The following is a 12,657-nucleotide window of genomic DNA, read 5'->3' as shown; positions in this document are numbered from 1 at the left end:
CAATGATGGAAATTACAGTCCCTCAGCTTCCCGAGTCCGTGGCGGAAGGTACCTTGACGACCTGGTGCAAGAAGGAAGGCGATTGGGTGAAACGTGATGAGGTTGTGGCGGAGCTGGAAACCGATAAGGTGATCCTCGAAATTCCCGCACCGCAGGATGGCATCCTGACGCATATTCTGGTTGACGAAGGCTGTACGGTGACCTCGACTCAACTGCTGGCCCATCTGGAGCCGCAGGCTGCCGCCGTTGTGGAAGCCGCTTCCGCGCCAGTCGAAGCGGCAGTGATGCCGTCGGCGAGGCTGGAAGCGCAACGTAGCGAGGTGGCGCTCGCCGATGTGTCGGGAAGCGGCCGTCAGGGGCGGATCCTGAAAGAAGATGTGTTGCGATTTGTTCCCGCTTCAGCGCCGGAGCCCGTCCGGACGCCAGAAACCGTGCGTCCGGCCCCTGCACTATCTGGCTCCAGGGAAGAGCGTCGCGAGCCGATGTCGCGCCTGCGTACACGCATTGCCGAACGTCTGCTGGCATCGCAGCGGGATAACGCGATTCTCACCACCTTCAATGAAGTGAATATGCAGCAGGTCATGGATCTGCGCGCTCGCTGGAAGGATCGCTTTGCGGAAAAACACGGCGTGAAGCTCGGTTTTATGTCGTTCTTTGTTAAGGCGGTGACGCGCGCGCTGGAACGCTTCCCAATCGTCAATGCCAGCGTTGATGGTCACGATATTATCTGGCGCGATTATTGCGATATTGGCATTGCGGTGAGCAGTAATCGCGGGTTGGTGGTGCCGGTACTCCGCAACGCGCAAAATCTCTCTTTGGCCGATATTGAACGGCAAATCGCAGAATATGCCACTCAGGCCCGCGCCGGGAAGCTGCCGCTTGAGGCGCTTCAGGGCGGTACTTTCTCGATCACCAACGGCGGTACGTTCGGTTCGATGATGTCAACGCCAATTATCAATCCACCGCAATCAGCCATTCTCGGTATGCACGCCATTACGCCACGCCCGGTGGCGGAGAACGGCCAGGTGGTGGTTCGCCCGATGATGTATCTTGCGCTGAGCTATGACCATCGCATTATCGATGGCCAGGAGGCAGTGCAGACGCTGGTGACGATCCGCGAGCTGCTGGAAGCGCCGGAACAACTGCTGCTTGATCTGTAAGGAGAGCGTTGATGAATACGATTTTTGACGTAGCGGTGATGGGGGGCGGTCCCGGAGGCTATGTGGCGGCCTTGCGGGCGGCGCAACGCGGGCTGTCGGTGATTTGTATCGATGATGGCGTTAACGAGCAGGGCGAACCCTCACCGGGCGGCACCTGCCTGAACGTTGGCTGTATACCGTCGAAGTCGCTGCTGCAATCATCCGAACTGTATGCACAGATTCAGCATGAAGCGAGCGTCCATGGGGTTAAGGTCGAGAGCGTCGCCTTTGATGTCGCCGCCATGATCCGACGTAAGGACGCCATCGTACATCGCCTGACTCAGGGGATTCGCCTGCTGTTTGATAAAAACAAAGTCACCTATCTTTCCGGGCTGGCGACGCTGTGCGGGCAACAAGACGGTCTGTGGCAATTGGCGGTCAATGAGCAACGGATTGGCGCCCGGAATGTGGTGATCGCCACCGGCTCGCAGCCACGGCAACTGCCTGGCGCCATCGTGGACAATGTGCAGATTCTTGATAACCGCGGCGCCCTGGCGTTAGGCGAATGCCCGGCACGTCTGGGAGTGATTGGCGCCGGGGTGATAGGTCTGGAACTGGGGTCTGTCTGGAACCGGTTGGGCGCGCAGGTCACGTTGTGGGAAATGGCGGAAACCTTCCTGCCCGCGCTGGAGCCGCGACTGGCTGGCGAGGTCCGTAAAGCGATGACCGCCAGCGGCATGGAGATGCAGTTCGGTGTGGCGATTGACGCTGTTGAACCACAGGAGAATGCGGTCGTCATTCGCTGGCGGCAGGGCGATGAGGTACAGGAAACCCGCGTCGACAAGCTGATTGTCGCGATTGGCCGGGAGCCGCGCTTGTCCGGCGTCGATCTGACCGCGTTGGGTCTGACGTCTGATGGCCGGGGAGGCATTGAGGTGGATGCGCTATGCCGGACGGGTCAGACCGGCCTGTGGGCAATCGGCGATGTGGTACGCGGGCCAATGCTGGCGCACAAAGCGATGGCGGAAGGGGTGGTTGTCGCCGATCAGATTGCAGGGTTACCGGTGGAGCCCGTTAATTTCGCGCTGATCCCGTCCGTTATCTATACCCAGCCGGAAGTGGCGTGGATTGGCAACAGCGAAACCGCGCTTAAAGCAACGGGGATTCCCTTTACAAAAGGCCATTCGCTGTTTGTCGGCAACGGACGGGCGCTGGCCCTGGGGCAGGAGGGGGGCCGCTGCGTATTGTATGCGGATAAGCACACCGATCGCCTGCTGGGCGGGGCAATCGTCGGTCCACAGTCCTCTGAATTAATTAATGAAATTGCGTTAGCGATGGCGTTCAGCGCGGCGGGTGAGGATATTGCCTGCGCGGTACATGCCCATCCGACGCTCAGTGAAGTGATACACGAAGCCGCGATGGCGCTGAATAAACAGGCGCTGCATGGATAACGTTGAGGGACATTATGAATTTACATGAGTATCAGGCCAAATCCTTACTGGCCGGCATGGGAATGCCGTGCCCGCAAGAAGTGGCAATCCACGATAAAGCGCAATTGCCGGAGGCGTGGCGGGAGATTGCCAGCGAAAGCAAAGGTGCGGTACTGAAGGCGCAGGTCCATGCGGGAGGCCGCGGCAAAGCAGGTGGTGTGAAGGCGTTGACGCAGTACGCACAGGCGGAAACGTTTGTTGAGCAGATGCTGGGATCGCAACTGGTGACTTACCAGACCGGACCGGAAGGCCAGTATGTGAGTCATATCCTCGTGTGCGAGAACATCTATCCGGTACGCCAGGAATTGTACTTCGGCATGGTGATTGATCGGGAAAGCCAGCGCGTGACGTTTATCGTCAGCCCGGAAGGCGGCGTGGAGATTGAGAAAGTCGCCCACGAGACGCCGGAGAAGATAGGTAAAGTGAGTGTCGATCCGCTCACCGGTGTTCAGCCCTGCCATATCCGTGAGCTGTTTGCGGTGCTGCAGCTCGATCATGCCCTCTTCCCGGCTTTCAGTAGTCTGGTGAATCAGGCATGGAGAGCCTTTAACGAACTGGATTTCTCGTTGCTGGAGATCAACCCGCTGGTTTTGCGCGAAAGCGGCGATTTTATGTGCGCCGACGCTAAAGTGACTCTGGATGACAACGCGCTGTATCGTCACCCGGAATTACAAGCGCTGCGCGATGAAACTCAGGAGGATGAGCGGGAAAACCAGGCGGCCAGACTCGATCTTAACTATGTCTCGCTGGATGGCGATATTGGTTGCATGGTCAATGGCGCGGGCCTGGCGATGGCGACGATGGATATTATCAAACTCTACGGTGCGCAACCCGCTAACTTTCTCGACGTTGGCGGCGGCGCGACCCAGGCGCGCGTGAGCGAGGCCTTCCGCCTGATTGTCTCCGACAACAAAGTACGGGCGATTTTGATCAATATTTTCGGCGGGATTGTCCGCTGCGACATGATCGCTCGCGCCATCATATGTGCGCTGCAGGAAGAAGAGATCGCGCTGCCGGTGGTGGTGCGCTTGTCAGGTAACCGTGCGGCTGAAGGACAGCGTCTGCTGAGCGAGAGCGGCCTGGCGGTGGAAGCTGTTGATTCTCTGGATGATGCCGCGAAGCGCATTATCGCATTGCTAAATTAAGGAGGTTAGCGTGAGCGTTTTGATAGATAAGCACACCAGGGTTCTGGTCCAGGGGATCACCGGTAAAAATGGCTCGTTTCATACCGAGCAGGCGATCGCCTATGGTACGCAAATCGTCGGCGGCGTGACGCCGGGTAAAGGCGGGCAGCAGCATCTGGGGTGCCCGGTGTTTAATTCCATGAAGGAGGCGATGCGCCAGACAGACGCAGATGCCAGCGTGATTTATGTTCCCGCTCCGTTTGTCCTTGACTCTGTCGTGGAAGCCGTTGAGGCTGGCGTGAAGCTGATTGTGGTGATCACCGAAGGTGTGCCGACGTTAGATATGGTTAAAGTGCGCCGCCTGCTGGATTGCCATCCCGAGGTCCGGTTAATTGGGCCTAACTGCCCCGGTATTATTACCCCGGAAGCCTGTAAGATTGGCATTATGCCGGGCGATATTCATCGTGCGGGGCGCATCGGCATTATTTCCCGTTCCGGGACGTTGACCTATGAAGCCGTCGCGCAGACCACCGCGTTGGGGCTGGGACAATCGACCTGTATTGGTATCGGCGGCGATCCGGTACCAGGGACGAATTTTATTGACGCATTACGTTTATTTGCCGACGATCCGCAAACGGATGCGGTCATTATGATCGGGGAAATAGGCGGCAATGCCGAAGAACGTGCCGCAGAATTTATTCGTTACGAAATGAATAAACCCGTTATTGGTTATATTGCTGGCGTGACTGCGCCGAAAGGAAAACGTATGGGGCATGCCGGGGCGATTATTTCCGGGAGCAGCGGCAGCGCGGAAGATAAATTCCGTGCCTTCGATAAGGCAGGAATGACGTGGACGCGAAACCCGGCAAAAATTGGCGAGACGCTGTGGAACGCGATTAAGTAATCAATATTAAGGGGAGCGATGGCTCCCCTTAGAGCCTATCCCATTAGGGCTATTTTGCTTGTCATTTTGAACCTGGGCAGTGCTCAGAATCCTCACGTACTACGTGTACGCTCCGGTTCTTCCGCGCTGGCCGTGTTTAAACTGTCTGCGCCAATAACGCCTGGTGGGATAGGCTCTTAATCGTGTTGATGAAAAGTAGAGCGTATTTTCCCCGAACGTTATTAGCCAAAATTTATCTGGCGTAACGATTATTCCTGACCATGTTATCCTGCCTTTACCGTCTCTGACCGCCTGTCCTCGATGCATATCTGTTTTTTCACTAAAATCACCTGCAAAGATATTTCCGCTGGTAAATGAAAATGCATAACATTTTCAATGTGTTGTGCAGCGAGTTAATATTAAACCAATGACGCTTTAGCAGGTGTGCGGTTTTATATTCACTTTTTTACCACTGTGCGGTAAACCGCGCATTATCGAAGGCCAGTTTTTAAATAAATCAATAAACAACAACGAGTTATATTTTAAAGATAGTTGGCATAGCAACTGCAATACCGGAGCAGGTCTTTTATCCTTCACAGTGAGGTGAATATGTCTTCAGTCTCTAATGACGCTCCGCACAAGCGTCAAATTATTCCTAACCCCGGTTTATGGTTGGCTATTATTGCCGGTCTGATTATTACTTTTTTGCCATTGGGTGATGCATTACCGGTCGCCGGTCAACATATGATCGCCATTCTGGTCTTTGCGATTATCGTGTGGATCAGCGAAGCGATGGATTATACGGCAAGCGCGATCGTTATTTCCGCGCTGATTATTTTTATGGTGGGATTTGCGCCGGATATTCATCATCCGGAAAATATGTTAGGCACCTCGAAAGCGCTTAAACTGGCGCTATCCGGTTTTTCTAATTCCGCTCTGGCGCTGGTTGCCGCGGCAATGTTTATCGCCGCGGCGATGACCATCACTGGACTGGATAAACGAATTGCGCTGTTTACGATGTCGAAAATTGGCGCCAGCAGCCGCAGCATTATTATTGGCGCAATTGCCGTCACCATCGTGCTGAGCCTTGTGGTGCCGAGTGCCACCGCGCGTACCGCCTGCGTGGTGCCGATCATGATGGGGGTTATCGCAGCGTTTAAGGTTGATAAACAATCCCGCCTCGCGGCCTCAATGATGATTGTGATTGCACAGGCGACCAGCATCTGGAATATCGGCATCCAGACCTCCGCCGCGCAAAACCTCCTCGCTATCGGTTTTATCAATAAAACCTTCGGTGCGGATAATACGATTAGCTGGCTTAACTGGCTGCTGGCTGGCGCGCCCTGGAGCCTGATGATGTCGGTGATCCTCTATTTCCTCGCCCGGAAATTGTTGCCGCCGGAAACGGAAAGTGTTGAAGGGGGCAGTGAAGCCATTAAAAAGGCGCTGGCGGAGCTGGGACAAACAACGGGCAAAGAAAAACGCCTGATCGCGATTTCTCTGCTGTTGCTGGTGTTCTGGGCAACGGGCGGAAAACTGCACAGCATCGATACCACCTCGGTGACGTTGGCCGGGCTTGCTGTGATGTTGCTCCCTGGCATCGGCGTGATGAAGTGGAAAGAGGTTGAGAAGCGGGTACAGTGGGGAACTTTGCTGATGTTTGGTATTGGTATCAGCCTGGGCTCAACTCTGCTTGATACCCAGGCTGCTTCCTGGATGGCCAACTATGTGGTGCAGGGCTTTGGTCTTGACGCGCTACCGCCGCTGGCAATCTTTGCTATTCTCGCCGCCTTCCTGATTTTGATCCATCTCGGATTCGCCAGCGCCACGGCACTGACCGCCGCGCTACTGCCGATTTTGATTAGTCTGCTCAGTAGCCTGCCGCCTGAGCTGGGCGTAAATCCTATCGGAATGACCATCATGTTGGCTTTTAGTATGAGTTTCGGCTTCATCCTGCCAATTAACGCGCCGCAAAATATGGTGTGTCTGGGAACGGATACATTCACACCGCGCCAGTTTACCCGCGTGGGGATTTGGCTCACCGTAATTGGCTACCTATTGCTGCTGCTGTTTGCCTCCACCTGGTGGAAGCTATTGGGCCTGATGTGAGGAAGCATATGATGTCATTACAAATCGCAATAGAGAAGGTGCGCTGGTTAGTCGCCGGTCTTCTGGAGTTAAATGGTTGTGATGCCGATATCGCCCAGGATGTGGCTGAACATATGATTGAGGCTGAGCGTTATGGTTTTACCAGCCACGGCGTCACGTTACTGCCGAAGTATCTTGATAACATCGCCAGAGGCGATGTGACCGTTAACGCCCGACCGAAATGTACGGCGAATGAAGGTAACTTGCTGCGTTTCGATGGCTGCAATGGTTTCGGACAATATGCCGGGAAGATTGCGTTAACGGCGGCGATAGAGCGGGCGCGGCAGCAGGGATTTTGTCTGCTTACCTTGTGCCATGCACACCATCTGGGACGTCTCGGACACTACGGACAGATGGCGGCGGATAAGGGGCTGGCTATGCTGGCGATGAGCAACGTGACCGGTCGACCCGCGCTCGTCGCCCCCTGGGGAGGGGCCGAAGCGCGTATGACCACGAATCCGTTCTGTTTTGCCTGGCCGTTTAAAGATGGACGTCCGGCAATTCTGGTGGATTTCGCCACCAGTAGCATGGCGTTAAATAAAGCGCGCGTCTTGTCAGCGCAGGGCAAGACGGTCAAATCGGGACAACTGATTGACGCACAAGGCCATCCCAGTCTTGATCCTGGTGTACTGTTTACGTCGCCCGCGGGGGCGCTGCTGCCGTTTGGCGAACATAAAGGTTTCGGCCTGGCGCTGGCGATCGAGATGATGGCGGGGATCCTCTCCGGCGGCGAGACAATCGCTGAAGATCACCGTCCGGATGGATCGGCGCATAACCATCTGTTTGCTCTGCTGATCGATCCGGATAAATTCTCGGTTCTGGCGGACGAGAAAGGGCAGTTCTTTGCCGATTATCTGCTGGCGACGCGTCCGCAGCCGGATGGAAAAGGCGTAATCTATCCCGGAATGCCGGAAGCGGCCATCCGGGAACGTAATGACAAAACCGTTCCCATTCCGGCGACATTCTGGTCCTGGGTGGTGGAACATTATGCTGAAAAAGGGATCGATCTTCATTTACACGCTCAGCCTGCCGCGCTAGCTGGTTGATTCCGTAAAGCGGAAGACTTGTGGGTGAATATGGTGCTTATTCAGTTTGTCGTATAACGTCTTGCGCGGCAGTTGTAATAGCCGCGCAGTTAAACTGACCTGCCCCCCTGTTTGCCGCAGCATATCTTCAATCAGCTTTTTCTCGAATGCGTCGATACAGGCGGTCAGACCGCGCTCTTCCTGCTGTGTCATAGGCACGGTCTGATGTTGGGCCAGCAGCCCCAGAACAAAGCGCTCGGCGGTGTGTTTCAGCTCCCGCACGTTGCCGGACCAGCTCTGTGATTGCAGCCAGGCGAGCAACATGGGAGAGATATCCGGCAGGGGACGGTTATATTTTTGCGCCGCCTGGCTGGCAAACCAGTAAAAAAGCTCGGGAATATCTTCCCGCCGCTGCCGCAGCGGGGGGATGTTCAGGCTGACGACGTTCAGGCGGTAATAGAGATCTGAACGAAAATGATTTTCTTCACTCCGGCGCAGCAGATCTTCTTTGGTCGCCGCAATAACACGGCAGTTCACCGGGATTAACTGATTGGCTCCCAGACGCTCAATAGTACGCTCTTGTAATACGCGCAGCAGTTTGGCCTGCATGCCCAGCGGCATCCCTTCTATTTCATCGAGGAACAATGTGCCGCCGCTGGCGTGTTCTATTTTTCCGATGCGTTTTTTGACTGCTCCGGTAAATGCGCCGGCTTCATGACCGAAAATTTCGCTTTCGAACAGGGTTTCCGGCAGCCCGGCGCAGTTCAGTGCGACGAAGGGGCCGCCGCTGCGTGTGCTCCAGTGGTGAAGCATACGCGCGACAACCTCTTTACCACTGCCGGTTTCGCCGTAAATCAGCACGTCCACGTCGGTGTCGGCCACGTTCATTATCGTCTTGCGCAGTTGCTGCATTGCCGCGCTGCGGCCAATCAATAGCGGACCTCTTTCTTGCTGTAACTGCGCGAGAAGCTGATGATTGTCTACCACCAGACGGCGTTTTTCCGCGGCTCTGGCGATAATATCGAGTAATTTCTCACTGCTGCACGGCTTTTCAATAAAGTCCCACGCGCCGTTGCGCATGGCCTCCACGGCCATCTCGACATCACCATGTCCGGTAATTAAGATAACCGGAATTTCGGCATCTATTTCAATAACATGTTGAAGTAAATCCAGACCGGATAAGCCGGGGAGCCGCACGTCGGTCAGGACGATGATATTTGTTCGGCGGCGGATTTCCGCCAGGCTTTGTTCGGCATTTGAAAAGGAAATAACGTGATAGCCTGATAACATTAGCGTTTGTTCACAGGCAAAACGAACATCGTCACTGTCTTCAATATAAATAATGGACACATCATTATTTATTTTCATTGTCGCTTCCTCGCCATTCTGGCCATGAGAGCGTAATAATCGCGCCGCCTTCCGGGTGATTATCGGCTCGAATTATTCCATTAGAATTCCTGATAATTTCGCTGACGATCGCCAGACCTAACCCAATACCTCTGCGTTTGGTGGTGAAAAAAGGTTCGAATACGCGATCGATCGCCTGGGAAGAGAAACCCGGACCGGTGTCTTTTAACGTGACGATGACCCGGTGTTCCAGACAATATATCGCGATATCCAGGCGTTTATTCTGCTGCTGCTCCATTGCATCAAGGGCGTTAGAAATCAGATTGCTGAATATTTGCTCTAACCCCAATTCATCGCAGCCGACGAAAAGCGGTATTGAAGGCGCTTTGATACGCCGCTCGACATGATTTTTTTCCATACTGTGATTCAGCAGAGCGACGGCGCTGTACATCACTTTGATGACATCGGCGGATCCCTTCGGTACCCGGTGACGAGAGGCGAACGTTTTCAATTCCGACATCAGTTGCGTCATGCGTTCGATGACGGAAATGGTGTATTTAAGGTTTTGATCAACCTGCGAATACATCCCTTTAGCCAGCATTATACGCGCATTGTCAGTCAGCGAATGGATGGCTGCCAGCGGTTGATTTTGCTCATGAGCGATTTCGGTAGCCATTTGCCCCAACGCTGCCAGTTTACTGGATTCCGCCAGTTTGCTACGGGTGAGTTGCAGCACCTGCTCAGCCTGATTGCGTTCTTTCATTTCCCGAATCAGTTTTTGGTTAATTGATTCCAGTTCCTGAGTTCGTTCCTTAACCTGCTTTTCCAGTATTTCATTTGCCTGTGCGAGCAACTGTTGGTTTTTCAGACGCATCCGCCAGTATTTAATAAATATCAGCACCAGCAGGTATGTGGCGATGGTGATCGCCAGAGTCACGCCAAACGTCCAGTAGGCATTTTCTAACGGCACGATGATCATCATATTCCAGTTAAATTCCGGGATAGCGATCTGTTGAGTGTAAAATACCGGGAAAATGCATGATTGATGCGCCTCATTTTTTAAAAAAACAAAGCCCCCTAATGTAAAGCAGGGGTAGTAATCTGCGGGCGCCAGATTGTTGATGCTGTACTGACGGGTAGATTGTAGTTTTTTCATAATATTTATCGGTAGCGGCTGCAAAGATTTCAGTCGCCAGTGTGGCTGTGAGCTGAGAAATATAATACTGTGCTCATCGGTTACGATAATATTTTCTGGCCCCTCTGACCAGATATTCTCAATTTCATTAAGGCTAATTTTAACGACAATGACGCCAATAATTTCGCCATTTTGTTTGATGCTGGTGGAGAGAAAGAAACCAGGCCTGTTGGTCGTATTGCCGATGCCGTAAAATTTCCCGTTTAGCCCGGCCATCGCCTGTTTATAGTAGGGGCGATAGCTGTAATTATGACCGACATAGCTGCCTGCTTCCTGCCAGTTGCTGGACGCGATGGCTTTACCCTGAGCGTCCAGGATAAAAATAGCGGCGGTTTTCAAATGACGGTTAAGGTATTCAATTTTTTTATTTAACGAGTTTTTTTGTATATCGTTACTGTCTGCTATTGATTGTATTATGTCTTTATCAATAGATAACATATAAGGCAGGATATAATATTGTTCGATAGTGGAGTTTAGTGTTGATTTATACATTTCAAGGCGCATTCTGTCCGTGCCTGATAATGTGATAAATCTTTCGTGCAGGAATAGTGTGGAAATAGCCAATAATACCAAAAATAAAATAACGCTGGCCGTTCGGTATGGCCATTTGCTGTCGGTGTTATTTGTATATGATATTATCATTTGACATCCATGCGACTATGTAAAAATTTAGTATATTATCATCGTCTGGATCGCGAGAAGGAGAACGATACAATACTGTGAATAAGGATACAGAATGATGACCGGGGTGTGTGGTTTATCACACAAGATAATTAGTTCAAGAAATATTACAAAATGTAAACATGCGCGCTGAGAAGATTAATAATCCAGTTATAACAATGTGATCATGATTGTTTCCTCTGATAGTTTTGCAAAAGATGTTTATGCGGCACGACGCACGGTGTATGGTGCATAATGCGTTTAATCTGTTGCGCTATTAGCGATAATAATTAACTGATGATTTAAGGATAAATATGCGTAAGATCACCCTTGCCTTTGGCGCCGTCTGCTTACTGTTTACGCTAAATAGCGCCGTTGTTGCTCGTGCCTCCACACCGCAACCGCTGTGGGTGGGCACAAATATGGCGAAACTCGCCGAACAGGCGCCCATCCACTGGGTCTCCGTCGCCCAGATCGAGAATAGCCTGTTGGGGCGCCAGCCGATGGCCGTCGGCTTTGATATTGACGATACCGTCCTGTTTTCCAGCCCGGGCTTCTGGCGCGGGCAAAACACCTTTTCTCCTGGCAGCGATGATTACCTGAAAAACCCGGAATTCTGGGAAAAAATGAATAACGGCTGGGATGAATTCAGTATGCCGAAAGAGGTGGCCCGGCAGTTGATCGCCATGCATGTCAAACGTGGCGACAGCATCTATTTTGTCACCGGCCGCACGCAGACCAAAACAGAAACGGTGTCAAAAACGTTACAGAATGATTTCCACATCCCGGCGGCGAATATGAACCCGGTTATTTTTGCCGGTGATAAACCGGGTCAGAATACCAAAACGCAGTGGTTGCAGGAGAAAAGAATTAAAGTTTTCTATGGTGATTCAGATAACGATATTTCTGCTGCCCGGGAGGTAGGGGCGCGCGGGATCCGTATTATGCGCGCCTCAAACTCTTCTTATAAGCCTCTGCCAATGGCGGGCTCTCAGGGAGAATAGGTGATCGTGAATTCAGAATATTAAGCGGTCGTCATGCATTGCTAAAACGGCAGTCACTACGCTGTAATGCTTGTCAGTTAAGGGCTGTCAGTTGCGTTTATGGCTGGCTGAGCGGTTCCGTTAATCGGTGGTTCTGGCGAGCATGACGCATTTTTCGTTTTCACCCATTCAGATTCCGTGGTCTGTTCCGTTCACGATAAATACGCGGATATTCGTTATATCCACAGCGTGTGAACGGGCAGGGGGACGTTTCGCCCGTCCCCCTGCACCCCCGGCATTGCGCTGAAAACCTGCCGCTGCGCGGTCCGCTCCACTCCGGCTTCATCTGGCGGACCGGGCGGGACTCGACGCTACTCGTCCCATCCCTGGGACTCGCCCTTCCAGGGCCAGCGCAAGCGCTGTTCAAAATTGCTCCCGGCAATTTTGTCCCTGTCTCGACCCGCCCTCTGGCCGCCGTCCTGGCGGCCAGTCCTGGATGCGCGCCTGCGTTCTCGCCAGGTTTCCTTGATGCGCCCAACCCCCATGCGGTGAGTCCGTTATTCGTCAGTGGCTTTTCAGAGGCTGAAAATCATAAAAAAGTTATATCCTTTATATTTCATTCAGCCCGTATCAGCTCAGTTAGTGAATCAACCGAATCAGATT

General features: G+C 53.0%; 9 protein-coding genes. 7 read left to right on the top strand and 2 right to left on the bottom strand.

The window, feature by feature from the left end; genetic code table 11:
* Positions 1 to 2 precede the first annotated feature (2 nt).
* From odhB to FE839_RS10930, 6 genes are all read left to right on the top strand, one after another.
* A complete protein-coding gene (gene odhB / locus FE839_RS10955) occupies positions 3 to 1,160 on the top strand; it encodes a 2-oxoglutarate dehydrogenase complex dihydrolipoyllysine-residue succinyltransferase (protein ID WP_138360851.1) in 1,158 nt (385 codons plus the stop codon).
* Between the two features lie 11 nt (positions 1,161 to 1,171).
* Entirely contained in the window at positions 1,172 to 2,590 is a 1,419-nt protein-coding gene (gene lpdA, locus FE839_RS10950; RefSeq protein WP_138360850.1) for a dihydrolipoyl dehydrogenase, read from the top strand.
* Positions 2,591 to 2,604: 14 nt separating this feature from the next.
* On the top strand, positions 2,605 to 3,774 hold the full coding sequence (gene sucC / locus FE839_RS10945; protein WP_138360849.1) for an ADP-forming succinate--CoA ligase subunit beta: 1,170 nt from the start codon (positions 2,605 to 2,607) through the stop codon (positions 3,772 to 3,774).
* 10 nt (positions 3,775 to 3,784) lie between these two features.
* Positions 3,785 to 4,657, top strand: coding sequence for a succinate--CoA ligase subunit alpha (sucD, locus tag FE839_RS10940; protein WP_138360848.1), 873 nt, complete (start codon positions 3,785 to 3,787; stop codon positions 4,655 to 4,657).
* A 588-nt stretch (positions 4,658 to 5,245) separates the two neighbouring features.
* Positions 5,246 to 6,745 carry a DASS family sodium-coupled anion symporter gene (locus tag FE839_RS10935; RefSeq protein ID WP_138360847.1) on the top strand — a complete coding sequence of 500 codons (1,500 nt, stop codon included), beginning with the start codon at positions 5,246 to 5,248 and terminating at the stop codon, positions 6,743 to 6,745.
* A gap of 11 nt (positions 6,746 to 6,756) precedes the next feature.
* Entirely contained in the window at positions 6,757 to 7,830 is a 1,074-nt protein-coding gene (locus tag FE839_RS10930) for an Ldh family oxidoreductase (protein WP_138360892.1), read from the top strand.
* Here the strand turns inward: FE839_RS10930 and FE839_RS10925 are convergent.
* Together FE839_RS10925 and FE839_RS10920 are read right to left on the bottom strand one after the other, a co-directional pair.
* Positions 7,819 to 9,177 carry a sigma-54-dependent transcriptional regulator gene (locus FE839_RS10925; protein ID WP_374043486.1) on the bottom strand — a complete coding sequence of 453 codons (1,359 nt, stop codon included), beginning with the start codon at positions 9,175 to 9,177 and terminating at the stop codon, positions 7,819 to 7,821. The two genes, FE839_RS10930 and FE839_RS10925, sit on opposite strands and share 12 nt — an antisense overlap.
* Positions 9,164 to 10,993, bottom strand: coding sequence for an ATP-binding protein (locus FE839_RS10920; RefSeq protein ID WP_138360846.1), 1,830 nt, complete (start codon positions 10,991 to 10,993; stop codon positions 9,164 to 9,166). The genes FE839_RS10925 and FE839_RS10920 overlap by 14 nt, the downstream gene beginning before the upstream one ends.
* A gap of 332 nt (positions 10,994 to 11,325) precedes the next feature.
* Here FE839_RS10920 and aphA point away from each other — a divergent pair, with 332 nt between their 5' ends.
* Positions 11,326 to 12,015 (top strand): acid phosphatase AphA, encoded by a 690-nt coding sequence (gene aphA / locus FE839_RS10915; RefSeq protein WP_138360845.1) that lies wholly within the window; start codon positions 11,326 to 11,328, stop codon positions 12,013 to 12,015.
* Positions 12,016 to 12,657 lie beyond the last annotated feature (642 nt).

Origin of the sequence: Klebsiella indica, assembly GCF_005860775.1 — a bacterium.
GTDB lineage: Bacteria > Pseudomonadota > Gammaproteobacteria > Enterobacterales > Enterobacteriaceae > Klebsiella > Klebsiella indica.
This window is presented reverse-complemented; position numbering and strand designations above follow the sequence as displayed.